At 74.4% G+C, this 26,908-nt stretch carries 20 protein-coding genes; 12 read left to right on the top strand and 8 right to left on the bottom strand.

All coding sequences use genetic code 11. The features are described 5' to 3' along the window. Position 1 precedes the first annotated feature (1 nt). From ACFQ8Y_RS12070 to ACFQ8Y_RS12080, 3 genes are read left to right on the top strand one after another with little or no spacing between them, the layout of a single operon-like run. Positions 2-1,564 (top strand): DUF3375 domain-containing protein, encoded by a 1,563-nt coding sequence (locus tag ACFQ8Y_RS12070; protein ID WP_430585596.1) that lies wholly within the window; start codon positions 2-4, stop codon positions 1,562-1,564. Further along, the gene (locus ACFQ8Y_RS12075) at positions 1,561-2,298 is read left to right on the top strand and encodes a DUF4194 domain-containing protein (protein ID WP_430550101.1); all 738 of its coding nucleotides are present in this window, start codon (positions 1,561-1,563) and stop codon (positions 2,296-2,298) included. The genes ACFQ8Y_RS12070 and ACFQ8Y_RS12075 overlap by 4 nt, the downstream gene beginning before the upstream one ends. Further along, complete coding sequence (locus tag ACFQ8Y_RS12080; RefSeq protein ID WP_430585597.1) at positions 2,295-5,720, top strand: ATP-binding protein; 3,426 nt, start codon at positions 2,295-2,297, stop codon at positions 5,718-5,720. The genes ACFQ8Y_RS12075 and ACFQ8Y_RS12080 overlap by 4 nt, the downstream gene beginning before the upstream one ends. A 59-nt stretch (positions 5,721-5,779) precedes the next feature. Here the strand turns inward: ACFQ8Y_RS12080 and ACFQ8Y_RS12085 are convergent, their stop codons facing one another. Beyond that, entirely contained in the window at positions 5,780-6,841 is a 1,062-nt protein-coding gene (locus ACFQ8Y_RS12085; RefSeq protein WP_430585598.1) for a hypothetical protein, read from the bottom strand. A gap of 96 nt (positions 6,842-6,937) precedes the next feature. Here ACFQ8Y_RS12085 and ACFQ8Y_RS12090 point away from each other — a divergent pair, with 96 nt between their 5' ends. After that, positions 6,938-9,436, top strand: coding sequence for a glycogen/starch/alpha-glucan phosphorylase (locus ACFQ8Y_RS12090; RefSeq protein ID WP_430585599.1), 2,499 nt, complete (start codon positions 6,938-6,940; stop codon positions 9,434-9,436). 26 nt (positions 9,437-9,462) lie between these two features. On the opposite strand, the gene ACFQ8Y_RS12095 is transcribed toward ACFQ8Y_RS12090, so the two are convergent. After that, positions 9,463-11,268, bottom strand: a complete 1,806-nt coding sequence (locus tag ACFQ8Y_RS12095) for a helicase HerA-like domain-containing protein (RefSeq protein ID WP_430585600.1) — start codon at positions 11,266-11,268, stop codon at positions 9,463-9,465. A 149-nt stretch (positions 11,269-11,417) separates the two neighbouring features. Between ACFQ8Y_RS12095 and aztD the strand changes: the two genes are divergently transcribed. The 5 genes from aztD to holA all read left to right on the top strand — a co-directional run bounded on the left by aztD (position 11,418) and on the right by holA (position 18,672). After that, positions 11,418-12,782: a zinc metallochaperone AztD gene (gene aztD / locus ACFQ8Y_RS12100; protein ID WP_430585601.1), complete on the top strand. Its 1,365-nt coding sequence runs from the start codon at positions 11,418-11,420 to the stop codon at positions 12,780-12,782. 50 nt (positions 12,783-12,832) lie between these two features. After that, positions 12,833-13,711, top strand: a complete 879-nt coding sequence (locus ACFQ8Y_RS12105; RefSeq protein WP_430585602.1) for a DegV family protein — start codon at positions 12,833-12,835, stop codon at positions 13,709-13,711. 82 nt (positions 13,712-13,793) lie between these two features. Then, positions 13,794-14,957 (top strand): ComEA family DNA-binding protein, encoded by a 1,164-nt coding sequence (locus ACFQ8Y_RS12110; protein ID WP_430585603.1) that lies wholly within the window; start codon positions 13,794-13,796, stop codon positions 14,955-14,957. 122 nt (positions 14,958-15,079) lie between these two features. Then, complete coding sequence (locus ACFQ8Y_RS12115) at positions 15,080-17,554, top strand: ComEC/Rec2 family competence protein (protein ID WP_430585604.1); 2,475 nt, start codon at positions 15,080-15,082, stop codon at positions 17,552-17,554. A gap of 89 nt (positions 17,555-17,643) precedes the next feature. Beyond that, positions 17,644-18,672, top strand: coding sequence for a DNA polymerase III subunit delta (gene holA / locus ACFQ8Y_RS12120; RefSeq protein WP_430585605.1), 1,029 nt, complete (start codon positions 17,644-17,646; stop codon positions 18,670-18,672). 137 nt (positions 18,673-18,809) lie between these two features. Here holA and rpsT read toward each other — a convergent pair whose 3' ends face one another. The 5 genes from rpsT to ACFQ8Y_RS12145 form a co-directional block, all read right to left on the bottom strand. Beyond that, entirely contained in the window at positions 18,810-19,070 is a 261-nt protein-coding gene (rpsT, locus tag ACFQ8Y_RS12125; protein WP_430550092.1) for a 30S ribosomal protein S20, read from the bottom strand. Positions 19,071-19,323: 253 nt separating this feature from the next. After that, the gene (locus tag ACFQ8Y_RS12130) at positions 19,324-19,881 is read right to left on the bottom strand and encodes a type II toxin-antitoxin system PemK/MazF family toxin (protein WP_430585606.1); all 558 of its coding nucleotides are present in this window, start codon (positions 19,879-19,881) and stop codon (positions 19,324-19,326) included. Positions 19,882-19,902: 21 nt separating this feature from the next. Further along, on the bottom strand, positions 19,903-20,748 hold the full coding sequence (locus tag ACFQ8Y_RS12135) for an alpha/beta fold hydrolase (protein ID WP_430585607.1): 846 nt from the start codon (positions 20,746-20,748) through the stop codon (positions 19,903-19,905). A gap of 62 nt (positions 20,749-20,810) precedes the next feature. Next, entirely contained in the window at positions 20,811-21,683 is an 873-nt protein-coding gene (locus ACFQ8Y_RS12140) for a maleylpyruvate isomerase N-terminal domain-containing protein (protein ID WP_430585608.1), read from the bottom strand. A 41-nt stretch (positions 21,684-21,724) separates the two neighbouring features. Further along, entirely contained in the window at positions 21,725-22,288 is a 564-nt protein-coding gene (locus ACFQ8Y_RS12145) for a DJ-1/PfpI family protein (protein ID WP_430585609.1), read from the bottom strand. Positions 22,289-22,462: 174 nt separating this feature from the next. Here ACFQ8Y_RS12145 and lepA point away from each other — a divergent pair, with 174 nt between their 5' ends. Next, positions 22,463-24,337, top strand: a complete 1,875-nt coding sequence (gene lepA, locus ACFQ8Y_RS12150; protein WP_430550087.1) for a translation elongation factor 4 — start codon at positions 22,463-22,465, stop codon at positions 24,335-24,337. Then, on the top strand, positions 24,337-25,611 hold the full coding sequence (gene hemW / locus ACFQ8Y_RS12155; RefSeq protein WP_430585610.1) for a radical SAM family heme chaperone HemW: 1,275 nt from the start codon (positions 24,337-24,339) through the stop codon (positions 25,609-25,611). Before lepA ends, hemW begins: the two co-directional genes overlap by 1 nt. A gap of 82 nt (positions 25,612-25,693) precedes the next feature. Here the strand turns inward: hemW and ACFQ8Y_RS12160 are convergent, their stop codons facing one another. Then, positions 25,694-26,191 carry a DUF4870 domain-containing protein gene (locus ACFQ8Y_RS12160; RefSeq protein ID WP_430550085.1) on the bottom strand — a complete coding sequence of 166 codons (498 nt, stop codon included), beginning with the start codon at positions 26,189-26,191 and terminating at the stop codon, positions 25,694-25,696. 120 nt (positions 26,192-26,311) lie between these two features. Between ACFQ8Y_RS12160 and ACFQ8Y_RS12165 the strand changes: the two genes are divergently transcribed. Next, positions 26,312-26,887, top strand: coding sequence for a DUF4282 domain-containing protein (locus ACFQ8Y_RS12165; RefSeq protein ID WP_430585611.1), 576 nt, complete (start codon positions 26,312-26,314; stop codon positions 26,885-26,887). Positions 26,888-26,908 lie beyond the last annotated feature (21 nt).

The following is a 26,908-nucleotide window of genomic DNA, read 5'->3' on the forward strand; positions in this document are numbered from 1 at the left end:
GTTGGCGACCGTCCGCCTCGAGGGCGCCCTGGCACGCAGCCAGGGCGCCTTCGGCACGCCCTCCCTCGCCCTCCTGCACCGCAAGGAGGGGCCGCTGGTCGTCGCCCTGCTGTCGCTGATCTTCACGCCCGGCCGCGCCACCGTGCCGACCGAGCAGATGCACGTGGAGGTCGAGGACCTGCTCGCCGAGGCGCGCGCCGCCGGCCACGACGTGCCCGACGCCGCCGCCCGCGCGCTCTGCTCGCGCTGGGTGGCGGGCCGCTGGCTGGTGCGCGCGCTCGACGACGACGGCGTCGAGCAGTACCAGGTGAGCTCGCACGCGGCGGAGGCGCTCGCGTTCGTCGACCGGACGCAGGGGGCGCGCGCCCTGGTCAGCGAGTCGCGCATCCGCACGCTGCTCGTGGCCCTGGACGGGCTCGCGCGCGATGCCCGACCCGACCGGGAGTCGCAGCAGCGGGCGCTGCGGGAGCAGGTCGCCCGCGCGCGCGACGAGATCGCCGTGGCCGAGGCCGAGCTGGCCCGCCTCGACGCGGGCGGGCCCGTCGTGCAGGCGCCCACCGACCGGCTGGTCGAGCAGTTCGACAACGTGGCCGCGCTGGTCCGGGAGCTGCCCGCCGACTTCGCCCGCGTGGCCGAGTCGATCGCGGAGCTGCAACGCAGCATCGTCACGGGCCTGCGCCAGGACGAGCGCCCGACCGGTGAGGTGCTGGGCGCCTACCTGGAGGCCTCCGATTCGCTCATGCAGCGCACGCCCGAGGGGCGCGCCTTCTCCGGGGCGATGGAGCTGCTGCGCGACCCGCAGCTGCTCGGCCAGGTCGACGAGCGGGTCCGGGCGGTGCTGGCGCACCCGTTCGCCGCGGACCTGCCCGCGGACCGCCGTGAGTCCGTGCGGGCCCTGTACTCCCAGCTGCTCGCCGCCGTCGACGGCGTGCTCGACGCGCAGGCGCGCGCGTCGCGGACCATCACGCAGCAGCTCACCGTGCACAACCCGCTGCGCGACCGCGAGCTGGACGCCGCGCTGCGCGAGGCGACCGCGGCGATGGCGGAGTGGTTCCCGACGTCGGGCCGGGCGGCGCGCGTGGAGCCGCTGCGCTGGCTCGAGCGGGCGCGTCTCGGCCGGTTCCGGGCGCAGCCGCACGACCTGCGCCCCGACACCCCGCCCGACGCGCTGGCCGACCTCGACGACCCCGGCCACGACGCCGCGGGCGCGCCGGGGGAGGTGCTGGGAGGCCTGCGCGGCATGGGCGGCCCGCGCTACGAGGAGACCGTCGCCCATGCGGCGCGGGTGCTGCGCGAGCGCGGCGGGGCCACGGCCGACGAGGTGTTCGCGGCCGGCCCGGCCGAGCTGCGTCGGCCCGTGGAGCTGCTGGGCTACCTCGAGCTGGCAGCGCCGGACGCGCTCGACGAGGCGCTCGGCGGCGACAGCGGCATGGGTGACGTGCCCGCGGCACGGCTGCGCCGCGTGACGGCCGTGCGCGCCGACGGCAGCACGCGCGACCTGGTCGTGCCGCTCGTGGGCCTCACGGCTCCCGGCGACGCGCCCGACGACGAGGAGGACGCATGACCGACACGACGACCGAGCGGGCTCCCGAGCCGGCGACCGAGCCGGTGGTGGGCGGGGCCGCGTTCGTCGAGGTGCCCGCGCTGGCCGACGACGACGCGTCGCTGTTCGCGGGCGACACGGGCGTGCTGCCGTACGAGGCGCGCCGCGCGCTCGCGCTGGTGCTGCAGCGGCGCTACCTGTCCGCGGCGGCGCACCCGGCGGAGTGGAAGGCGCTGCTGGCGCACCAGAACGTGCTCGCCTCGCGCTGCCACGACCTGTTCGTGGAGCTCGTCGTCGACCGCGACTACGAGATCGCCTACAAGCGGCAGGTCCGCGAGGCGGGGCTGAGCATCCCCGTGCTCCTAAAGGACGAGCCGTACAAGCGGGTCGAGACGCTGCTCATGCTGTTCGCGCGCAACCGCTTCCGGCAGGAGCAGGGCGCGGGCGAGCGCGCCGCGCACGTGGACGCCGAGGAGCTCGTGGACTACGCGCTCGGGTTCCTCGCCGCGGACGAGACCAACCTGGCCGCGCGCCGGCGCGAGGTCGACAACGCGGTCGCGACGCTCGTGCGCGAGCACGTGCTGGACGAGGTCGCCGAGGGCCGCTACCGCGTGCAGCCCGTCGTGGAGATCCTGCTCCCCGTGGAGCGGCTGCGGGAGCTGACGTCGTGGCTGCGCGACCCGGCGGTCGAGCCCGTCGAGACCACGGAGGACGAGACCGACGCGGTCGACGAGGACGAGGAGGCCCGCGCGTGACGATCACGAGCGACGCGGCGGAGCAGGTCGCCCCACCCCGGATGCAGCAGTCGCTGTTCGGGCTCATCCCGACGGCGTCGGACGGGCGGCAGTGGACGGCGCGCTCCATGCAGCTGGTGAGCTGGGGCGGCTACCACGGGTACCACGAGGTGCGGTTCGCGGGCACGACGACGCTGCTCACGGGCGCGTCCGGGTCCGGCAAGTCGACCCTGCTCGACGCGTACATCGCCCTGATGATGAGCCACACGACGCCGTTCAACGGCGCGTCGAACACGGCCACGAGCGGGCGCGCGCGCGGGCAGGAGCAGCGCAACGTCGTCTCCTACGCGCGCGGCAAGCTCGACGAGGAGCGCACGGCGGGGTCCGCGCGGGCCAAGGACCGCGTGCTGCGCGGCGAGACGTCGGACACCTGGTCGGCGATCGCGATGACGTGGTCCTCGCAGGCGGGCGAGCGGTTCACGGCGCTGCGGGCCTGGTACGTGCCCCGCGGGGCACAGCGCGCCGACGAGACGGTCGCGGTGCGCGCCGTCGTCGACGCGGACTTCAGCCTGCGGGACCTCGAGCCGGTCGCGGCCCAGCGGTTCGGCAAGGCCGGGCTCACCGCGGCCGGGCTGGCGTCGTTCGACACGGACAAGGCGTTCGCCACCCGCCTGCACGCCGCGCTCGGCATCGGCGCCGCGGGCGACGGCGAGAAGGCCATGCAGCTGCTCGGGCGGATCCAGGCCGGCCAGCAGATCACCACCGTGGACTCGCTCTACAAGGCGATGGTGCTGGAGGAGCCCGAGACGATCCGGGTGGCCGAGCGCGCCGTCGAGCACTTCGACGAGCTCAGCGAGGTGCGCGCCGAGATGGACACGGCGCAGCGGCAGGTGGACGTGCTGCGACCGATGCTGGAGCACCGGGTCGCGATCGACGACGCCGCGGCGCGGCGCGGTCTCGTGGACGCGCTCGGGCCCGACGGCGGCGCCGGTGGAACCGGACCCGGCACCGAGTCGGCCCGTCCCACGCCGTTCACCGCCTGGCGCGACCGCACTCAGCTCGACCTGCTGCGGGCCGGCGAGGCGGAGAACCGGGCCCAGCACAAGGCCGCGGCCGAGCGGGTCGCCGTCGCCGAGGAGCGGCTCACCGTCGCCCAGGGCGAGCTGGAGCAGGTGCGCGCCGACCAGCGCCGCAACGGCGGCGACGCCATCGAGGCCGCGGAGCGCGACGTGCGCACCGCCGAGCAGCGGCTGGCCGAGGCCCGGCGCGCCCGCGCCGAGCTCGAGGGCCACCTGGCACCGCTGGAGCGGGACGCGGGGACGCGGCGCGAGCTCGAGGCCCTGCACGCCGACGCCCGCCGGTACCTGGACGAGCGCGACACCCACACCGACGCGCTGTCCGAGTCCGTCGTCGAGGCCGCCGCGCGCGAGAAGGAGGCGATGCGGTCCCTGGCCGAGCTGGAACGGGAGGAGGCGTCGCTCAAGGCGCGGCGCGGCAACGTGCCGCGCGAGCTGCACGAGGCGCGCGAGGCGCTGGCGCGGGCCGCGGGCCTGCGCCCCGACGACCTGCCGTTCGTGGGCGAGCTGCTCGAGGTGCGTGGCGAGTACGAGCCCTGGCGCGACGCGATCGGGCTCGCCCTCGGGGGCTTCGCCGTCACCGTGCTGGTCGACGAGGCGCGCCTCGACGCGTTCCGGTCCGCGATCGACGCCGTCCGCTCGCCCGTCCGCGTGCGCTTCGAGGGTGTCCCCACCGGGCTCGCGCTGTACGAGGAGGCCGACCGGGCGCTGCTCCCGGGGCGGCTCGAGGTCAAGGCCGGGCCCTTCGGCGGCTGGCTCGCCGGCCGCCTGGCGGAGCGGTTCGCCTACGTCTGCGTGGACGACCCGACCGAGCTGGCCCGGCACGACCTGGCGCTCTCGCGGTCGGGCCAGACGTCGGAGGGCCGGCGAGGTGCGCACGGCGGACAGGGCCGGGCGTCGGCGCTGGGCTTCAGCAACCACCGGCGGCTCGAGCAGCTCGCCGAGCAGATCGCGGCCGCGCACCAGGAGCTGCGGCAGGCCTCCGAGGCGCTCGCGGGCGCCCGGCTGCGGCAGAAGGGCGAGGCCGACCACTTCGTCGCGTACAGCCACGCGCTGCGGGCCACCTGGGACGACGTGGACGTGCGCGGCGCCGAGGAGCGGCTCGCCGAGCGGCGGGACCGGCTCGAGGCGCTCGTCGCCGGCTCGGACGTGCTGCGCGCGCTCAAGGCGGACGAGGACGCCCTGCGCGCCCGCGTCGACGAGCTCTACCGGGAGCGGGCCGCCGCGCAGCAGCGCGTCACCGAGCTCGGCGCCGCGTGGGAGCAGCTCAGCGACCAGGTGGACCAGGTCGCGGACGCGGTCGACCTTGCCGACGAGGAGGGGGTCGAGCTCACCGGCGAGCAGGAGCTCTGGCTTGCCGAGCTCATGGCGCAGGTCGGCTGGTCCGGCGTGGCGGGCGCGTCGGGCAGCGGCCTCGCGGACCTCACCACGGCCGTGGCCGCCGTCGTGCGCGAGCTGCACCACGCGCGGGACGCCGCCGAGGAGGCGGAGCGCGCGGCGCGTGCGGCCCTCGCGGCCCTGTTCGAGCGGTTCAACGACACCTGGCCCGACCCGAACCGCAGCGCCGACCCCGACGGCGCGTACGCCGACTTCCTGCGGATCTACGAGGACCTGGAGTACCAGCAGCTGTACCGGCTGCGCGACCGGTGGTCGGCGCACCTGCGGCAGATGTCGGGCGACCAGCTCACCCGGCTGAACAACGGCATCGCGCAGGCCGTCGCGGAGATCCGCGACCGCATGGAGCCGGTCAACGCGATCCTCGCGACGCTGCCGTTCCGCGACGACGCCCACCGGCTGCGCATCACCGCCACCCCGGTCGAGGCCTCGGACGTCGTCTCGTTCCGGCGCCGGCTGCGCGAGCTCGCCACCACGCCGGCGGGCGACGTCCCGCTCGCCGAGCACGAGCGCCGGTACGAGAGGATGCGCCGGCTGATCGACCGCATCCGTCCGGACAGCCCCGAGCGGCGGCGCCTCGTGGACGTGCGCGACCACGTGCGGGTCAGCGCCGAGTGCGTGGACCTCGAGGGCAACCACGTGAGCGTCTACGACCACATCGCCGGCAAGTCCGGCGGCGAGTCGCAGGAGCTCGTGGCGTTCATCGTCGGCGCGGCCCTGCGCTACCAGCTCGGCGACGCCGGGGCGGAGCGCCCCCGGTACGCACCCGTCTTCCTCGACGAGGCCTTCATCAAGGCCGACGCCCGGTTCGCCGGACGAGCGGTCGGCGCCTGGCGCGGGCTGGGCTTCCAGCTGGTCGTGGGCGCGCCGCTGGACAAGGTCAGCGCGCTGGAGCCGCACGCCGACGTCGTGCTGCAGGCCATCAAGGACGCGACCGGCAGGTCGCGGCTGGTGACGCTCGTGGGGGAGTGACGTTATCGGCTGGTCGTGGTCGTGATTTGCCTGTTCATGTCGGTATAAGTGCACCGTGATCAAAGGCTGGTGGCGAGTGCGAACTTCCGATGTATGCGCTGATCGCGGCGAGTTAGTAGGATTGCTGAAATCGGTTTGAGTGGGCCCACTCCCCACAGGCCGAACGTCACCATCAAGAGAGTCGTGACGTTCGCGAAAGCAGCGAACGCGCCGATTTGCCATTTGATAGTCCCAGCGTCGTCTCGGCCAAGGGCGACAAGTGCAAGTGCAAGGCTGGCGTATGTGACGGCGAAGACAGTTAGCGCAACACCGGGCCATCGAGTTGGAAGTTCCAGCGTCAAGTATCCGAAAATGGTGAACGCGGTAAGTACGTAGACGGTCACGGCGACAAGTGCTGTCGCGAACCTTCCGTCGATCGCTACGGCAGCGATGCACGTTGTCGCCACCAATGCTCCTGTGGCCACTGTGACCGCACCGCGGGTGCGGTGTGCGAGAGCGCGGATCGCATCCTGTCGGCCGGTGACTCGTCCACGGGCCTCCAGGCGCCTGGCCAGCCTCTCTTCTGCCAGTTCGCGAGGCTCGTGCAGGAGGTTGTGTGCAGATTCGACACCTAGAACCCAGCAGAGAAGCAGTGCGACTGCTGCGGTGACGAGATCCCACTGCAGTAGCCGCCAGGCGGCGATGCACAGCGCGAGGGCCGCTGCTATCCCGGTGAGTAGGAAGTAATGCGAAGCTGTCATGTAGTCGTCGCGGGGGCTGACCGAGGTTCCGCGTGCCAACGCGGTGGCGCGTGAGCTCTGAGAGATGCTCGCTTGAATTCCTATGGCTGCTATGGCGGCCAAACCCGTCAGTACGGTTGCTGAGTCTAGATCGAGAGCATTTCTCGACACGTCTGTGCCTTGACCTGTTTTCGTCGCGGGACCGTCTGCCGCGACAAGCGTGACTCCGGCTATGAACGGCGCGAGGACCGCGACGATTCCCCAGAATGCAGTAAAACGGGTCCGGCGACTTTGGGCTGGTCCTGGAGGACACTCTTTGCACGGGATGATTAGCCCGCGATATCGTTCGGGAATCCGCTTGTGCTCGCCCATCAGGCAGCGGTGCTCGGCATAGATGTCCACCGTAGGCATCCTTCCAGTCGCTGTCCGCATGTGCTGACTCCGCGTGCTCGTGACAGCTTCACGACCTAGTCATTCGTCGTTCAGAGCCGGGCGCCCATGTGCCCGGCTGTGTACTGTCGTGACGTGACCGAGACCACGCCTCTGATCACCAGCCCGGAACCGACCGTCGAGGGGTTCGTCCGTGAGTACCTGCACGAGCTGAACTTCACCCAGGGCACGATCCTGGAGCGGGCGACGGACAACGACCGGTACCTCGCGCTCGCGCGCACGGTGCGGCACTACCTGATGTCCCGGTGGATGCAGACCACGGTGAGCCAGTACCGCACGCAGGCGAAGGCGGTGGCCTACCTGTCGGCGGAGTACCTCCTGGGCCGGCAGCTCGACAACGCGCTGATCGCGACGGGGCTGGAGGAGGTGGCCGCGGAGGCGCTCGCCAGCCTGGGGCTCGACCTCGACGAGCTGCGCGAGGTCGAGGTCGAACCGGGGCTCGGCAACGGCGGGCTCGGCCGGCTGGCGGCCTGCTTCGTCGACTCCCTGGCGACGATGAGCGTGCCCGCGATCGGGTACGGCATCCGGTACGAGTACGGCATCTTCCGGCAGACGTTCTCGGACGGCCGCCAGGTCGAGGAGCCGGACACCTGGCTCGACAACGGCGACCCGTGGGAGTTCGCGCACCCCGAGCACGAGGTGACCGTCGGCTTCGGCGGGCACACGGAGAAGTTCACGGACGACGACGGCCGCGAGCGCTCACGCTGGGTGCCGGGCTGGCAGGTGCTCGGCGTGCCCTACAACTCGATGGTGCCGGGCTACCGGAACGGGCGGGTCAACACGCTTCGGCTGTGGAGCGCGCGGGCCACGCACGCGTTCGACCTCAAGATCTTCAACTACGGCGACTACGCCGAGGCCGTGCGGTCCCAGACGTTCGCCGAGAACATCTCGAAGGTGCTGTACCCCGAGGACTCCACGCCGCAGGGCAAGGAGCTGCGGCTGCAGCAGCAGTACTTCTTCGTCGCCTGCTCGATCCGCGACTTCCTCGACCAGCTCCTGCCGCCGGGCTTCGACCTGCACGACCTGCCCGACCGCATCGTCTTCCAGCTCAACGACACGCACCCCGTCATCGCGATCCCGGAGCTGATGCGGATCCTCGTGGACGAGCGCGGCTTCGAGTGGGACGACGCGTGGCAGGTGACGCAGCGCTGCTTCGCCTACACGTGCCACACGCTGCTGCCGGAGGCGCTGGAGGTGTGGCCGGTCGAGCTGGTGGGGCGGCTGCTGCCCCGGCACCTGGAGATCATCTACCGCATCAACGACGAGTTCCTCGCCCAGGTGCGCGAGCGCTCGGGCGGGAACGAGCTGCTGGTGCGGCGCATGTCGATCATCGCGGAGCACCCCGAGCGGTCGGTGCGGATGGCGTTCCTCGCGACGGTCGGCGGTTCCCGGGTGAACGGCGTCGCGGAGCTGCACTCGCAGCTGCTGCGCGACAAGGTGCTCGCCGACTTCGCGGACTTCTGGCCGGAGAAGTTCACCAACGTCACCAACGGCGTGACCCCGCGCCGGTTCGTGAAGCTGGCGAACCCGGGCCTGTCGGGCCTGATCACGGAGGCGATCGGCGACGGCTGGGTCACCGACCTCGACCGGCTGCGCGAGCTCGAGCCGTACGCCGACGACGCCGAGTTCCGCCGCCGGTTCCGCGAGGTAAAGGCCGCGAACAAGGACCGGCTGGTCTCCTTTCTGGCCGCGCGCGACGGCATCGCGATCGACCCGGCCACGATGCTCGACGTCATGGTCAAGCGCCTGCACGAGTACAAGCGCCAGCTGCTCAAGCTGCTGCACGTCGTGACGCTCTACGACCGCATCACGTCCGGGGAGCTCGCGACCGCCGACGTCACGCCGCGCACCGTCGTCTTCGGCGCGAAGGCCGCCCCCGGGTACGTGATGGCGAAGGAGATCATCGCGCTGATCAACCACGTGGGCGCCGTGGTCGCCGCGCACCCCGACGTGTCCCGGGTGCTGCGGATCGCGTTCCCGGCGAACTACAACGTCACGGTCGCGGAGACGCTGATCCCGGCCGCCGACCTGTCGGAGCAGATCTCCCTGGCGGGCAAGGAGGCGTCCGGCACGGGCAACATGAAGTTCGCGCTCAACGGCGCGCTCACCATCGGCACCGACGACGGCGCGAACGTCGAGATCCGTCGGCTCGTGGGCGACGAGAACTTCTTCCTGTTCGGGCTCACGGAGCCCGAGGCGAGCGCCGTCGCCGAGGCGGGCTACCGGCCCTCGACGTACTACGAGGAGAACCCGTCGCTGCGCCGGGCGCTCGATCTCGTGGCGCGCGGCACGTTCTCCGGCGGTGACGCGTCGGTCTTCGAACCGATCGTGTCCAACCTGCTCACCGAGGACCGCTTCATGGTGCTCGCGGACTACCAGGCGTACATCGACGCGCAGGATCGGGTGGAACGGGCCTATGCGGACCCGGACGCCTGGAGCCGGTCGGCCGTGCTCAACGTGGCGCGCTCGGGCTTCTTCTCCTCGGACCGGTCGGTGCGCGACTACCTCGACCGCATCTGGCACGCCGCGCCGCTGACGGCCGACTGACCGGCCGGCTGACGTCGCCGCCGCGCTCAGCGGCGGCGACGCGTGCCGAAGACGGTGCGGGTGATCTCCCGGGCCAGGGTCGTGCCGACGGTGGCGAGGATGGCGTCCATCGGGCTGCGGGCGCGCGACGTCGAGCCCGACCGCGAGGCCTTCTGCGCCTTCCGGGCGTCGGCGTCCGCCTCCTTGCGCGCCTGCGCCGCCTCCTTCTCCAGCTCGGAGGCGCGCTCGGTCGCCTCGCGGGTGGCGGCGTCCTGCGCGGCGCGGGCCTGCAGCAGCTCGTACGCGGACTCGCGGTCGACGGCGGCCCCGTAGCGCGCCTGGCCGGGTGACGCCGCGACGGCGGCGTCGAGCACCTGCTGCGGCGCCGGGTCCATGGACGCCTGCGGCGCGCGCACCCGGGTCCAGGCGACCGGGGTGGGCGCGCCCTTCTCGTCGAGGAGCGTGACGACGGCCTCGCCGGTGCCGAGCGACTGCAGCAGCCGCTCGAGGTCGTACGGCGAGGTGGGGAAGGTGCGGGCCGCCGCGCGCAGGGCCTTCGCGTCGTCGGGCGTGAAGGCGCGCAGCGCGTGCTGGACGCGGTTGCCGAGCTGGGCGAGGACGTCGGCCGGCACGTCCTTGGGCGACTGGGTGACGAAGAAGACGCCCACGCCCTTGCTGCGGATGAGCCGCACCGTCTGGACGACCTGCTGGAGGAAGTCCTTGGAGGCGCCCGTGAACAGCAGGTGCGCCTCGTCGAAGAAGAACACGAGCCGCGGCTTGTCGGGGTCGCCCACCTCGGGCAGCTCCTGGAACAGCTCCGCGAGCAGCCACATGAGGAACGTCGAGAACAGGGCGGGCCGGTCCTGCACGCCGGGCAGCTCGAGGGCGGAGATCAGACCGCGCCCGTCCGGGGACGTGCGCAGCAGGTCGGCGGTCTGGAACGCCGGCTCGCCGAAGAAGACGTCGCCACCCTGCGCCTGCAGGCCCACGATCTCGCGCAGGATGACGCCGGCGGTCGCGGCCGAGACGCCGCCGATGCCCTTGAGCTCCTGCTTGCCCTCGTCGGAGGTGAGGTACGCGATGGTGGCCTGCAGGTCCTTGAGGTCGAGCAGCGCGAGCTGCTGGGTGTCGGCCCAGTGGAAGATCAGCTCCAGGCTGGAGGACTGCGTCGCGTTGAGGCCGAGCACCTTGCTCAGCAGCAGCGGGCCGAAGTCGGTGACGGTCGTGCGGATCGGCACGCCGGTGCCCAGGCCGCCGAGCGAGTAGAACTCGACGGGGTACGACGTCGGCGTCCACTGCTGCCCGATGCTCGCCGCGCGCTCGGCGACCTTCGGGTTGTCCGGGCCCTTGACGGCCAGCCCGGACAGGTCGCCCTTGATGTCGGCGAGGAACACCGGGACGCCCTGGGCCGACAGGCCCTCCGCCATGCCCTGGAGGGTCTTCGTCTTGCCGGTGCCCGTGGCGCCAGCGACGAGCCCGTGGCGGTTCAGCGTCGCGAGCGGGAAGCCGACCTGCACGGTGGCGTCGGGCTCCGGGTCGCCGCCGAGCGGGCCGGACAGCAGAGCTCCGAGCGGCAGCGTCGGGGCGTCGGAGGCGTAGCCCGCGCGCACCTCGTCGGCGTACGACAGCGGTGCGGCCCCGGTGTCCTCCGGCGGCGAGGTCCCGTCGGCAGCGGGCACGACGTCGGGCGGTCCGGCGGCCTGTGGCTCGTCCCTGCTCGCGGCCTCCGCCGCCTCGAGCGCCGCCTGGGCGGCCGCCGCCTTGGCCTCCGCCGCCTCGGCGGCGGCCTGCGCGGCGGCGGCTCGCAGCGCGGCGAGGTCGGCGTCGTCGGTGGGCGGTGTCCCCTCGGCCATGGCCCGCACGCTAGCGCGGTGCGGGGCCGGGTGCGCGACGAGCAGGCGGACGAGGTTGAGAACCGTTCTCACATCTGTTTCACTACTCGGGCACATGGGAATCGTTCTCATGTGGCTCCTTCGTGCTGCCCCGACCTGGAGAGAGACCCATGCCTGCCCTCACCCGCACCACCCGCGCCGGCCGGCGCCGACAGCCCGCCGCGGGCCTCCTCGCCCTCGCGGTCCCCCTCGCGCTGGCGAGCTGCGCGTCCGCGGACCCCGCCGACGGCGCCGCGTCGGCGGAGTCCTCCGCCGAGCCCTCCAGCGCGGAGACCGCGCAGGCCACCGAGGCCGCCGCCGCGACCGCCCGCATCGCGCTCACCTACGACGGCGGCGTCGTCGTCCTCGACGCGCAGACGCTGGAGCAGGTCGCCGACCTGCCGCTCGAGGGCTTCACCCGCCTCAACCCGGCCGGCGACGGCCGCCACCTGCTCGCCTCCACCACCGGCGGGTTCCGCGCCCTGGACCTCGGAGCGTGGGCTGAGGCGCACGGCGACCACCACCACTACTGGACGTCCGAGCCGCGCCTCACGGACGTCACCTACGCGGCCGAGGAGCCCGGCCACGTCGTCGTGCACGGCGGCCGCACCGTGCTGTTCGACGACGGCACGGGCCAGGTCCGGGTGCTCGACCCCGCCCACGTCGCCGAGGGCGAGGCCCCCGTCCGCGAGCTGACGACGCCGTCGGCGCACCACGGCGTCGCGGTCGAGCTCGGGGACGACTCGCTCCTCGTCACCGAGGGCACCGAGGAGTCGCGCTCCGGCGTGCGCGTCCTGGACGCCGACGACGAGGAGATCGCGGCGAGCGACGACTGCCCGGGCGTGCACGGCGAGGCGGTCGCGGCCGACGAGGCCGTCGTCGTGGGCTGCGAGGACGGCGTCCTCGTCTACGCGGACGGCGAGCTCACCAAGGTGCAGGCGCCCGACGCCTACGGCCGCATCGGCAACCAGGCCGGCTCCGAGGAGTCGCCCGTCGTGCTCGGCGACTACAAGACGGACCCCGACGCGGAGCTGGAGCGGCCCACGCGCGTCTCGCTCGTCGACACGCGTAGCGGGGACCTGTCGCTGGTCGACCTGCCCTCGAGCTACACGTTCCGTTCCCTGGCCCGCGGCGACGACGGCGAGGCGCTCGTGCTGGGCACCGACGGCTCGCTGCACGTCATCGACCCGGAGAGCGGGAAGCTCACGACCTCGATCCCGGTGATCGACGCCTGGGAGGAGCCTGCCGAGTGGCAGGAGCCGCGCCCCGCGGTGCTCGCCCTCGACGGGTCCGTGTACGTCACCGACCCGGCGACGAAGTCCGTGCACGCCGTGGACGTGGAGTCCGGCGAGGTCTGGAAGTCCGCCCAGCTGGACGTCGCGCCGAACGAGATCTCCGGGGTCTCGGGCGACGCGGAGGCGAGCGCCACCGACGAGCACGACCACGAGGCGCACGACGGTGAGGCGCACGACGGTGAGGCGCACGACCACGAGTGACGACCGATGCCGCCCGGGCGGTCCGGGCGGCGTCGGTAGACTCCCCGCCGATGCCCATGGAATCCCCGGCCGTCCGCGTCGTCACCGACTCGACCGCCTGCCTGCCCGCCGTCGCCGACGGTGCCGTCGCGCCCGTCGTCGTCCCGCTCCGTGTCGTGGCGGGGGAGGAGTCGTGGCGGGAGGGCGTCGACATCACGCCCGAGGAGGTGGCCGCGCGCATCGCGGCGGGCGAACGGCTGAGCACGTCGCAGCCCGCACCTGCCGAGTTCGGCGCCGTCTACCGCGACCTCGCCGCGGCCGGTGCGCGGGCCGTCGTCGGCGTGCACCTGTCGGGGGCTCTGTCCGGCACCGTCGAGGTCGCCGCGAGCGCGGGGCACCGCGCCATGATCCCCGTGCGGGCGGTCGACTCCCGGACCGTCGCGATGGCCCTCGGGTTCGCGGCGCTGGAGGCGGCGCGGTGCGCCGCCGCCGGGGGGGACGCCGCGGCCGTCGCGGCCCGCGCGCGGCAGGTCGCTGAGTCGAGCACGACCGTGTTCCTCGTGGACTCGCTCGACCACCTGCGCCGCGGTGGGCGGCTGTCCGCCCCGGCTGCCGCGCTCGGCACGGCCCTCGGCGTGCGGCCCATCCTCGGCATGCGCGACGGAGTGATCGAGATGACGCAGCGCGTCCGGACGCGTCGGGCGGCGACCGACCGGCTGGTCGAGGTCGCGGTGCGGCGCGCCGAGACGTGCGAGCGGCCGGGCGTGGCCGTGCACCACCTCGGCGTCCCCGAGCGGGCCGGCGAGCTCGCGGCCCGGCTCGCCGCGGAGACCGGGGCCGAGCCGTTCGTGACGCCCGTGAGCGCGGTGCTCGGCGCGCACGTCGGCCCGGGCGCTCTCGCCGTCGTCGTGGCCGAGCTGGGCGGACGTCCGGACGACCTCGTGCGCTGAGGAGCCTGCCCCCAGGAGCGCGCCGTCCACAGGTCGCCTCGCGCGGAACCCGTCGGGGCGGCGGCGAACCTAGCGTCGCGGCGTGACCACCACGCTGCCTCCCGACCACGGCGGAGCGGACGCCCCGCCACCGGCCACCTTCCCGCCGTCGGACGCCGGCGCGCCGCCTCGGCCCCGCACGCCGGCGGAGGGCGACGACCGGCCGGGCAGCTCCGGACCGGAGCCGGACCGGGCCCTCGGCGAGGCCGCTGCTCGGTTGCGGGCCTGGCACGCCCTGCGCGAGGACGCAGGTGGCCCGCCGGGTCGTGACCCCGGTCGTGGTCCCGGTCGTGATCCCGGTCGTGACCACCAGGAGCGTCCCGACGGCGGACCCCCGGTCGGCCCGCCGTGGGCCGCGCCGGTCGAGGAGGACGAGCTCGCCGACCGCCTGCGTGCCCGCCGGTCGGCGCAACACGTCGCCGCTGCGTACACGGCGGCGCACGGGCACCCCGTCGACGGGCACGACGACGGCGGCGGCGCGCGACGCTGGTCGATCGGGCTGCGGGCGGCGGTCGTGGCCTCCGTCGCCGTCCTGCTCGTGGCCGTCGTCGTCGCGGTGGTCGCGTCCGCACGGCCCGACGACGTCATCACCCTCGCCGACGCGAGCGCGTCGTCCGGGGTCCCCACCGGTCCGTCGTCGCCGTCCGCCGGCCCGTCCACGGCCGCGGACGCGGCGGTCTCGGCCGACAGCGGCGCGGGAGACCCTCCCGCCGGGACGCCCGGGACACCCGGGGCGACGCCGGCGCCGGGCACCGTGGTGGTGCACGTCGTGGGCGAGGTGCGCGAGCCCGGGCTGGTCACGGTCCCGTCGGGCGCCCGCGTGGCGGACGCCGTGGCCGCGGCCGGCGGCACGACCCGGCGCGCCGACGCCGCGGCCCTCAACCTGGCGCGGGCGGTCGTCGACGGCGAGCAGATCCGTGTGCCGAGGCCGGGGGAGCAACTCCCGGCGTCCGCTGGGGCGGCGGACGAGAGCGGCGGGGACGGGACGGGAGGCGGGTCGGACGCCGCGGCGGGCGGCGCCGTGAACCTCAACTCCGCGGGAGCGGCGGAGCTCGAGGCGCTGCCCGGCATCGGCCCCGCCCTGGCCGGGCGGATCGTCGCGTGGCGCGACGAGAACGGGCCGTTCACCAGCGTCGACGAGCTCGACGAGGTGTCCGGGATCGGCCCGTCGGTCCTCGGGCAGGTCCGTGACCTGGTCACGCTGTGACGGGCCCGTCCAGCCACCACGGTCCCGATGCCGGCCCGTGGGGGCGGGCGCGATCGGTCGTCCACCCGGGGGACCGACGGACGGTCGCCACGCCGCCGGTCCGGCGCACGGACCTGCGCCTGGTGCCCGCCGGCCTGGTGGCCTGGGTGGCGGCCTGGGCACTCACCGGTCCGGTCCAGGGCTGGGCCGGCGTGGTGGCCGTCGGCGCGGTGCTCGCCTGCGTCGGCGCGGGGACGGCGGCCCTCCTGGTGTCGCGGTGGTCGCGCCGCTCCCGCCCGCGACGCCGCCCGCGGCCGGAGCTGCCGGAGACGGTCCGGGTGGGCGCGGCACGGCCCACGGCCAGGCACGTCGTCGTGGCGCTGGCGTGCCTGGCGGCCGTGGCGCTCGGGGTGCACGCCCAGGCGGCACGGCAGGCGCCCCTGCGGTCGCTGGCCGGACAGGGTGCGCAGGCCGAGCTGGTCGGTCGCGTCGTGTCGGAGCCGCGGCCGGCCGTCTTCGGCGACGGCGAGCGTTGGCAGGTGGCCGCGCGGCAGGTGACGGCGCGCGGTGTCGCGTCGTCCACCGCCGGGCTCGTCGAGGTCACGGCGGCCGGTGCGGCGCCGCGCTACGGGGCGACGGTCTCCGTCTCCGGGGTGCTGCGCCCGGTCGACGCGGGCGACGGCCCGCTGGCCAGGCTGACGGCGGCGGGACCGGTGGCCGAGCGCGCGCCGCCGACGGCCCTGCTGCGCGCGACGCACACGATGCGGTCGGCGCTGCTCGAGGTCACCGAGTCCCTGGGCGCTCAGGCACGCGGGCTGGTGCCGGGCGTCGCAGTCGGCGACACGAGCCGCGTGCCCGAGGCCGTCGACGAAGCGATGCGGGTCACGAGCCTCACCCATGTCACCGCGGTGTCCGGGGGCCACTTCGCGATCGTGGTGGCCGCGCTCACCGCCCTGTGCGCGCTGGCGCGGGCTCCCCGCGCGCTGCGCGTCGGCGTGGTCGCGGTCGCCGCGACGGGCTTCGTCCTGCTCGTCCGGCCCGAGCCCAGCGTGCTCCGGGCCGCGTGGACGTGCGCCGCCGCGCTGCTCGCGCTGGCGCTGGGTCGGCCGTCCGCGGGCGCCCCGGCCCTCGCCGCGGCGGCGACCGTGCTGCTCGTCGTCGACCCGTGGCTCGCGCGGTCCTACGGCTTCGTCCTGTCGTGCGCGGCGACCGCGGGCCTCGTGCTCCTGGCGGGCCCGATCGCCCGCCGGCTCGCGCCGTGGACCGGGCGTCCGCTCGCGTTCGCGCTCGCGGTCCCGTGGGCCGCGCAGGCCGCCTGCGGGCCGGCGCTGCTCCTGCTCGACCCGCACGTGCCGCTGATGTCGGTGCCGGCGAACCTGCTCGCGACCCCCGCCCTGGTGCCGGCCACCGTGCTCGGGCTCGTGGCCACGCTGCTCGCCCCGTGGGCGCCGGGAGCGGCCCTGCCCGTCGCGTGGCTGGCGGGTCTCGCGACGGGGTGGATCGCCTCTGTGGCCCAGACCTTCGCCAGCGTGCCGGGCGCCCGCCTGCCCTGGCCCGCCGGGCCGCTCGGGGTGCTGGCGCTGATGTTGCTCACGGTCGCGGTCCTCGCCCTCGTCCTGCGCCGGCCGCCCGGCGAGGGCTGGCGACGGGAGTGGCGCGAAGCCGCACCACGCGCCGTGCGCCGGGTGCGGCGACAGGTCCGGCGGACGACGCTGCGGCACGGCCGCGTGCGGACGGCCACGGTGGCGGGTCTGGCCGGCGTCCTGCTGCTGGCGGTCCTCGTGGTCGCCGTGCCCCGGCTCGCCGGGGCGGGCCACGCGGTCCCGGACGACTGGCAGGTGGCCGCCTGCGACGTCGGGCAGGGCGACTCGCTCGCGGTGCGCACGGGTCCGTCGTCCGCGGTCGTGGTGGACGTCGGCCCCGACGGCGCGGCGGCCGGCCGCTGCCTCGACCGGCTGGGCGTCACGACCGTGGACCTGCTCGTCCTCAGCCACTTCCACGCCGACCACGTGGGCGGGCTCGCCGCCGTGCTGCGGGGGCGCTCGGTCACGGCCGCGCTGGTCTCGCCGCTCGACGAACCGGCGGGCCAGGCGGCGGCCGTGCGGTCCGCGCTCGCGGCGGCGGGGGTGCCCGTCCGTGCGGCGGCCGTCGGGGACGTGGGCTCGGCGGGCTCGGCGACCTGGCAGGTGCTGGCGGCCGTGGGCGGGGCGCGTTCCGCCGGGTCGGGCGGCGGGGACGAGGGCGACGGTGCGAACGACGCCAGCGTGGCCCTCGAGCTGCGCACCGCCGCCGGGCTCGACGTCGTCGCGCTCGGCGACCTCGAGGAGCCGGGCCAGGAAGCCCTCGCCGCCGACCTCGCCGCCACGGGGCGGGCGGCCGACGTCGACGTCGTGAAGATGGCCCACCACGGGTCGCGGTCCCAGTCCGCGGCGCTCGCCCGGCACCTCTCGCCCCGCGTCACGCTCGTGAGCGTCGGCGCCGACAACGCCTACGGGCACCCGACCGACGACGCGCTCGCCCTCTACGCGTCCGAGGGGTCCGCGCTGGTCCGGACCGACGAGTGCGGCACCGCGGCGCTCGTCGGCCGGGACGACGGGATCGGCCTCGCGTGCGGCTAGCGTGCCCGCCGCGACGACCCGGTCCGCTCGAGCGAGGGGGGAAAGCACGGGTGGGCGGGAGAGTCGGCGGCTCGTGGCAGGCTGGGGGCGTGCCCGCCGCCTCCACGTCCCGACAGCCCCGCCCCGCCCGCAAGGGGAGGTCCTCGGCGAACAGCCGGCCGTGGGACGACCCCACGCTGGCCCCGGTGCTCCTCGTGCGCGGACCGGAGGGGCTGCTCGCCGAGCGGGCCGTGGACGGCATCGTCGGGCTGGCGCGCGAGCGCGACGCCACCACCGAGAAGGCCGAGCTCGACGGCGGCACCTACGCCGCCGGTCAGCTCGTCGTCGCCGCCAGCCCGTCGTTGTTCGGCGAGCCGAGCGTCGTCGTCGTGCGGGGCGCCGAGGCGGCCACGGAGGACCTGGTCGCGGACGTGGTCGCGTACGTCGCGGCGCCCGACCCGGAGACGGTCGTCGTGGTGGTGCACGGCGGCGGGCAGCGGGGCAAGAAGATGCTCGACGCGATCGTCGCCAGCGGTGCCCCCGTGCTCGAGTGTGAGCCGATCTCCAAGGACGCCGACAAGGTGCAGTTCGTGACGGCCGAGTTCCGCGCCGCGCGGCGCCGGGCGGACGCGGCGGCGGTCCGGGCGCTCGTCGACGCCCTGGGTACGGACCTGCGCGAGCTCGCGTCCGCCTGCTCCCAGCTCGTCGCCGACACGACCGGCACCATCAGCGAGTCCGTGGTCGACCGGTACTACGGCGGCCGCGTCGAGGCGACGGGGTTCAAGGTCGCGGACGCCGCGGTCGCGGGGGACACGGGGGGTGCGGTCGCGCTCCTGCGCCACGCCCTGGCGACGGGCGCCGACCCGGTGCCGATCGTCGCCGCCCTCGCACTGCGTCTGCGCACCCTCGCGCGGGTCGCGGCGATCCGCGGCGGAGCGGCCACCGCGCGGCAGCTGGGGCTGCAGGACTGGCAGGTCCGCAACGCTCAGCGGGACCTCTCCCGCTGGACCCCGGAGGGCCTCGCGACCGCCATCGGCGCCGTCGCGCAGGCCGACGCCGACGTCAAGGGCGGCGGCCGCGACCCCGTCTACGCCGTCGAGAAGGCCGTGCTGACGATCGCCCGCTCCCGCCGCGGCTGACCCTCACAGCGCCTGCCCTGGCCGGAGACGCGCGAAGGGCGCCGCACCCGGTGGGTGCGGCGCCCTTGCGGAGTCTTGGCCGGTCCGGCCCGACGTGAGAGGCGTCAGGCGGACGGAGCGCGACGACTACAGGCGACTCAGAGCGCCTCGACCTGCTTCGCGATGGCCGACTTGCGGTTCGCGGCCTGGTTGGCGTGGATGACGCCCTTCGAGACGGCCTTGTCGAGCTTGCGGGAAGCGGCCTGCAGCGCGGTGGCAGCGGCCTCCTTGTCGCCCGCGGCGACGGCCTCGCGCACCTTGCGCACGTAGGTCTTCAGCTCAGACTTGACGGCCTTGTTGCGCAGGCGCGCCTTCTCGTTCGTCTTGATGCGCTTGATCTGGGACTTGATGTTTGCCACGTGTGGACTTCCTGGTGTGTTCGCCTGCCGGCGAGCGGATAGGTCGTAGAGGGCGGCCACAGCTCCGGGACTGGGGTGGGGAACCCGTGGAGAGGAACTGCGGCTGTGCCCGCCGACCTGGGCGGACACGCAAACATCAACGATAGCAGAGGGGGCCAGCCGGCAGAACCGCGTGCGCGGGGCCGTCCTGTGAGATGCGCCCCGGCGTTCCTGCCCTCGGGTCAGCTCCCGGGTCGCTTCCCGATCCTGATCCTCAGGCCCTCGCCCGACCCATCGCCTCGACCACGGCGTCGAACGTCTTCCGGTCGAGCACCGCGCCCTCGCGCCGGACCTTCCCCGGGTCGACGCGGAGGATCCGGTTGAGGCGCACCTCGCTCGGGCGCTTCCGCGGGTCCCACGCCCCGGCGCCGACGTCCATCCACAACCGGCCGTACCGCGCCTCCTGCGCGGCGTCGCGGTCGTGGTCCTTGCTGGTGAGCTGCAGGGCCAGCAGCCACGGGCCGTCGCGGCCCACGAGCAGCACCGGCCGGTCCTTGCCCTGGCTGTGGTCCTCCTCGTACGGCACCCACGTCCACACGACCTCGCCCGGGTCGGGCTCGCCGTCCAGGCTCGGGGAGTACACCGGGCGCACCGTGCCGGTGTAGTCGCCGGGGTAGCCGGCGTCCCGGGCGGGGGTCGTCGTCCCGCGCCGGTTCGAGGGCCTGGCCGTCGAGGGGCGGGTCGTCGAGGTGGGGCGCGCGGAGCCGCGCGACGACGGGCGGGTCGCCGAGCGCAGCACGTCCACCAGCAGGTTCAGCCATCGGTTCGCCACGGCGGACAGCCTACGTGCGGCTCACTCGAGCACGAACCGCGCCAGCCGGTCGCCCATCGCCTCCGGGTCCCACGAGTGGTCGGCGCCCGCGACGGTCTCGGCGGTGCCGTCGGGCACCGCGGACGCGAGGTCCGCCGCGGCCTCCGGCATGCCGGGGAAGGTCCGCGTCCCCGTCATGGCGAGCAGGGGCACCTGGATGCCGGAGAGCTCGCCGTCGCGCAACGCCCGCGTCGCCCAGGTCAGCGCCTGGGCGTCGGCCCGCTGCGAGACGACGGACGCTGCGATCGCGGGCCATTCCGGCGACGCCTTGGCCCCGGCGAGCCACTCGGGCGGCATGTCCTTCATGAAGTGCTCGGTGGCGCCCTCGAGGTCGCCGGCGTCGATCCGCCGCTCGATCTCGGCCGCCCAGGCGGCCGTCTCGCCGGCCCCGGACTCCAGCGGGGCCTCCCACAGCGCGAGCCCGAGGACGGGGAGGCCCCGGTCTGCCGCCCGCAGCGAGATCGCGCAGCCCGACGAGTGCCCGCAGAGCACGGCGGGTCCGCCCGCGACGTCGAGCACCGCCGCCACGGCGTCCAGCTCGCGGTCCAGGTCGAGGCGACCGGCGGCGGGGGAGTCGCCCCGGCCGAGCCGGTCGTAGACCACGGTCGTGACGCCTGCCGCCGCCAGGATCTCGGCCGTGCGGGTCGTCACCGGGTCGACGGCGCGGAACGGCCCGGCGCCCGCGACGAAGACGACCGCGGGGCCCGTGCCCCGCAGGTCGTAGGTCACGCGGTCGCCGCGCGCGGTGGTGACGGTCGCGGTGGCGCACGCGGTGGCCGCCGCGCTCGGGGGACCTGAGGTGCGTGCGGTGTCGGTGTCGTCGCTCATGCCGGGTGGGACCGGGCGACGCGCCGCGACTCATCGGTTCCCTCGGGGCGACCGCCCGGGCCTCAGGGCACGAGCGGCCCGGCGAGCACGCGCCGCGCGGCGTCGAGGTCGCCCTCGACGACGGCGCCGGCCTCCGCGGGCGTGAGCCGCCCCCACAGCAGCAGGTCGAGCCGTTGCGCCGTCGTGGTGAGCATCGCGTCGGCGTCGGCGTCGGCGTCGGCGTCGGCATCGGCGTCGAGATCGGCATCGAGATCGGCATCGTCGGCCGTCGGGGCGCCGAGCGTCCACGACCAGCCGACGTCGGAGGCGACCACCCGGAGCCGGTCGGTGAGCGGCGCCGCCCGGCCGAGCCGCACCTGCCGCGGCTGGAACATCGTCACGACCTCGTCGACGCCGTCGGCCCAGACCTCGGGGGCGAGGGTGACCGTGTCCAGCGCGCCCGGGCCGGACCCCAGCCGCGCGGCGCGCAGGTCGTGCAGGTGCACGAGCGTCTCGTGGGACTGGCGGCGCCACCAGAACGACGCCGGCCCGTCGCCGAGCAGCGTCCGCGCGGCGCCGTCCGGCCCTGCGGCGTCGAGCGTCGCGCGCAGGTCGGCGGCGTGCCGGCGGTAGAGCGCGGCGAGGGCCGCGATCCCGCCGTCGGGCCCCGTGGGGTCGGGGGCCGGCAGGTCCTCGTCGCGCGACGGGTCGCCCAGGGCCATCCCCGCCGCCCAGTGGTGCACGCCCGCGAGGTGCAGCACCAGCTCGGCCGCGCGCCAGTCGCCGCAGGCCGGGACGAGCGCGTCCGGTGCGACGTCGGGCACCGTGGCGGCGAACTCGTCCTGGAGGTGCGCGAGGAGTGCGAGCCGGTCGGGCTCCGGACCGGCGTCGGTGCGCCGCCCCGTGCGCGGGTCGACGACGGGGCGGGGCTGCGGGGCGGCGGGCGACGGCGGCATGACGCCGAGGCTAGCGCCCGGCACCGCCCCGGCCGAGGGCCTCAGGAGCCGAGCAGGGCGTCGACCTCGCGGAGGAAGTCGTCCAGGTCGTCGGGGGTCCGGGACGTCACGAGGGGGAAGCCGGCGCCGTCGTCGCGCACCACCGACCGGTCCACCCAGCGCCCGCCCGCGTTGCGCACGTCGGTGGCCAGGGACGGGTATGACGTCAGGGTCGCGCCGCCGACGCACCCCGCCTCGACCACCGCCCACGGACCGTGGCAGATGGCGGCGACCGGCCTGCCCGAGTGCGCGAACGTCGTGACGAGCCCGATCGCGGCCTCCTGCAGGCGCAGGGTGTCGGCGTTGATCGTGCCGCCCGGCACCAGCAGCAGGTCGACGCCCTCGGGATCGACGGCGTCGTAGGTCGTGTCGGCGGGAACGGGCCGCCCGGGGTCCTTGTCGCCGACGAGCGTGCGCACGTCGCCCGGCTCGTTCGAGGCGACGACCACCTCGGCGTCGGCGGCTCGCAGGTGGTCGAGCGGTACCACCAGCTCGTCCTGCTCGACGCCGTAGCTCGTCACGATCGCCAGCACGCGCTTCCCGGCCAGGTCTGCGGTGTCGGTCATGTCGGGGGCTCCTCCCGTCACGTCGGTCGGTGGACCTCGACCGTACGCAGCGGTGCACGACGCACGCACGTGGGACAGGCCCGCGGGACCCCGGGGGACAACCTCATGGGACAATGGCCGGGCCTCGTCACCACCGACGACACCCATCCAGCGACCCTGACGGAGCGAATCGCGTTGCCCATCCCCGGACCCGCGCTGCGTGCGCGCATCGAGCCGAACGCCACGGCGCCCGAGCTCATCCGCAACTTCTGCATCATCGCGCACATCGACCACGGCAAGTCGACGCTCGCCGACCGCATGCTGCAGCTCACCGGCGTCGTCGAGCCGCGGGCCATGCGGGCGCAGTACCTCGACCGGATGGACATCGAGCGCGAGCGCGGCATCACCATCAAGTCGCAGGCCGTGCGCATGCCCTGGCAGGTGGGCGAGGAGGCCCACGCGCTCAACATGATCGACACCCCGGGGCACGTCGACTTCACGTACGAGGTCTCCCGTTCGCTCGCGGCCTGCGAGGGCGCCGTCCTGCTGGTCGACGCGGCGCAGGGCATCGAGGCGCAGACGCTCGCCAACCTGTACCTGGCGATGGAGAACGACCTCGAGATCATCCCGGTCCTCAACAAGATCGACCTGCCGGCCGCGCAGCCGGAGAAGTACGCCGAGGAGATCGCGGGACTGGTCGGGGGCGACCCCGAGGACGTCCTCAAGGTCTCCGGCAAGACCGGCGAGGGCGTCGAGGCGCTCCTGGACCGGATCGTCGAGCGCATCCCGGCCCCCGTCGGCGACGCGGACGCCCCCGCCCGCGCGATGATCTTCGACTCGGTCTACGACACCTACCGCGGCGTGGTCACGTACGTGCGGGTCGTGGACGGCAACCTCAACCCGCGCGAGCGCATCGCGATGATGTCGACGCGCGCCACGCACGAGCTGCTCGAGATCGGCGTCATCTCGCCGGAGCCGATCGTCACGAAGGGGCTCGGCGTCGGCGAGGTCGGCTACCTCATCACGGGCGTGAAGGACGTGCGCCAGTCGAAGGTCGGCGACACCGTCACCAACATGGCCAAGCCCGCCTCGGAGGCGCTCGGCGGGTACAGCGACCCGAAGCCGATGGTGTTCTCCGGCCTCTACCCGGTGGACGGCACCGACTACCCGGCGCTGCGCGACGCCCTCGACAAGCTCAAGCTCAACGACGCCGCGCTCAACTACGAGCCTGAGACGTCGGTGGCGCTCGGCTTCGGCTTCCGCGTCGGCTTCCTCGGCCTGCTGCACCTGGAGATCGTGCGCGAGCGGCTCGAGCGCGAGTTCGACCTCGACCTCATCTCCACCGCCCCGAACGTCGTCTACGACGTCACGCTCGACGACGGCACCGAGGTGAAGGTGACCAACCCGTCGGAGTTCCCGGGCGGCAAGATCAAGGAGGTCCGCGAGCCCGTGGTGCGCGCGACCATCCTCGCGCCGAGCGAGTTCGTGGGCACGGTCATGGGCCTGTGCAACGACCGCCGCGGCCAGATGCTCGGCATGGACTACCTGTCGGAGGACCGCGTCGAGCTGCGGTTCACGCTGCCGCTCGCCGAGATCGTGTTCGACTTCTTCGACCACCTCAAGTCCCGCACCCGCGGCTACGCGTCGCTGGACTACGAGCCCTCGGGCGACCAGGCGGCCGACCTCGTGAAGGTCGACATCCTGCTGCAGGGCGAGCAGGTGGACGCGTTCAGCGCCATCGTGCACAAGGACAAGGCGTACGACTACGGCGTCATGATGACGGCGAAGCTCAAGGAGATCATCCCGCGCCAGCAGTTCGAGGTGCCGATCCAGGCCGCCGTCGGCGCCCGTGTCATCGCCCGCGAGACGGTGCGCGCCATGCGCAAGGACGTGCTCGCCAAGTGCTACGGCGGCGACATCAGCCGGAAGCGCAAGCTGCTGGAGAAGCAGAAGGAGGGCAAGAAGCGCATGAAGAACATCGGGTCCGTCGAGGTCCCGAAGGACGCCTTCATCGCCGCGCTCTCCTCGGACGGCGGCGGCGGCAAGGACGCCAAGGACAAGAAGAAGTAGTGCCCGCGCTGCCTGACGGCACGCCCGTGCCCGACGACGGCGCGCTGCCGCAGTGGGTGCGGCCCTCTCTGTCCGCTCCGGACGGCGACGGCCGACCGTTCGGCGTGTACGTGCACGTGCCGTTCTGCTCGGTGCGCTGCGGCTACTGCGACTTCAACACGTACACGGCGTCCGAGCTGGGTGGCGGTGCCAACCAGGCGGCGTACGCGACGACGGCGCTGCGCGAGGTGGACCTCGCCGCGCGGGTGCTCGACGACGCGGGCCTGGGGGCGCGCCCGGTGTCCACGGTCTTCTTCGGCGGCGGCACGCCCACGATGCTGCCCGCCGCGGACCTGGTGCGGATCCTGCGCGGGGTCGACGACGCCTGGGGGCTGGCGGACGGTGCCGAGGTCACCACCGAGGCCAACCCGGACTCGGTGACGCCCGACTCGCTGAGGCTGCTCGCGGACGCCGGGTTCACCCGGGTCTCGTTCGGCATGCAGTCGGCGGTGCCGCACGTGCTGGCCACGCTGGAGCGCACCCACGACCCGCGCCGCGTCCCCGACGTCGTCGCCTGGGCCCGCGACGCGGGCCTCGACGTCTCGCTCGACCTCATCTACGGCACGCCGGGGGAGTCGCTGGACGACTGGCGTGCGTCCCTCGACGCCGTGCTGGCCGCCGGCGTGGACCACGTGTCGGCGTACGCGCTCGTCGTCGAGCCGGGCACCAAGATGTACGCCCAGGTGCGCCGCGGGGAGATCGCGCTGCCCGACGAGGACGACCAGGCCGCCAAGTACGAGCTGGCCGACGACCTGCTCACCGAGGCGGGCCTCGGCTGGTACGAGGTGAGCAACTGGGCACGCGGGCCGGAGCACGCCTGCCGGCACAACCTCGCCTACTGGCGCGGCGACGACTGGTGGGGGATCGGTCCCGGCGCGCACTCGTACGTCGCGGCTCCGTCGGCCGAGCCGCGCGAGGGGGAGCACGCCGGCGTGCGCTGGTGGAACGTCAAGCACCCGCGGCGCTACGCCGCGCTCCTGGAGGACGGCGCGTCGCCGGGCGCCGGGCGCGAGCTGCTCACGCCCGCCGAGGCCCAGCTCGAGCGCGTGCTGCTGGGGGTGCGCGTGCGCGAGGGGCTGGAGGTCGCGGCGCTCGACCCGTCCCGCCGTGCGGCGGTCGCCGGGCTGGTGGCCCGCGGTCTGCTCGACGGGGTCGCCGCCGTCCGGGGGCGCGTCGTCCTCACCCGGCGGGGCCGCCTCCTCGCGGACTCCGTCGTCCGCGAGCTCACCCCCTGAACCGCATCGAGCGTGCTGACCTGCTCCTCGAACGGCTCGTTCGAGCAGGTCAGCACGCTCGATTCCCGCGCGGCGGGGTCGGTCAGGAGATCAGGCGGATGTTCAGCGGGTAGCGGTACGCCTCGTGGCGGTTCACGGCGACCGCGGCGAGGATGCCGAAGACGATCGACAGGACCCAGACCGCGAGCAGGATCACGAACCCGACGAGCAGGAACACCGTGATCCAGCCGACGACGTAGCCGATGAGCAGCGTGATCTGGAAGTTCAGCGACTCCTTGGCCTGGTCCCCCACGTACGCGCTGCGGTCGCGCAGGAACAGCCAGATCAGCAGCGGCGTGAGGAACCCGAGAAGGCCGAGACTCAGCAGGGAGAGCACCGGCGGACCCAGGTGGGCGACCAGCGCCCAGGTGCGCTCGTCCGACGGCGAGAGCGGCTGCGGCCCGTAGCCGTACGGAGGCTGACCTGGAGGCTGTCCGCCGTAGGGCGGCTGGCCCGGTGGTGGGCCGCCGTAGGGCGGCTGTCCGGGGGGCGGACCCGCCGGCGGCTGCTGCGGCGGCGGTCCGTACGGCGGGGTGCTCATGGGGCCATCCTCGCGCATCTGCGGTGGTCACGTGCGGTGGCGGAGCCGATCGGGTGCGGCCAGAGTGGGCGGAGGCGCCGACCCCGCCGGGTGCGTCGCCCGGACCACTCAGGAGGAACGATGAGCGAGAACACGCCGCAGCAGCCCGGCGACCCGCAGCAGCCGCCGCAGCAGCCGGGACACCAGCCCCCGCCGGGCCAGCCGGCGCCGCAGGCGCCGTACGGGCAGCAGCCGCCCGCCGGCCCGCCGCCGCACGGCGGCCAACCGCCCTACGGCGACCAGCCCTACGCCCAGCCGCAGCAGCCGTACGAGGGGCAGATGCCCGACCCGGGCCTGTACCCGGGCTCCGAGTACCCGCCGGACCGGTCGGCGGGGCCGATCACGCCGCACGGCGAGGGCAGCGGCTTCCTCAGCGCGCTGTTCGACTACTCCTTCAGCCGCTACATCACGCCCAGCGTGGTGAAGGTCGTCTACATCATCGTCACGGTGCTGGTCGCGCTGGCGTGGCTCTCCGGCCTCGTCGCCACGTTCTCCCAGTCGATCTGGGGCGGGATCCTGTACCTCGTGTTCGGGTGGATCATCGCGCTCGTGTACCTGGCGCTCGCCCGCATCACCCTGGAGTTCTTCATGGCCGTCATCTCCGTCTCGGAGAAGGTCAACGCCTACGCGCAGCGGGACGGCATCACCACGCGCTGACCCTCCCGGGAGCCGCCGGCG

It is taken from the genome of Isoptericola sp. NPDC056605 (assembly GCF_042792795.1).
GTDB lineage: Bacteria > Actinomycetota > Actinomycetes > Actinomycetales > Cellulomonadaceae > Isoptericola.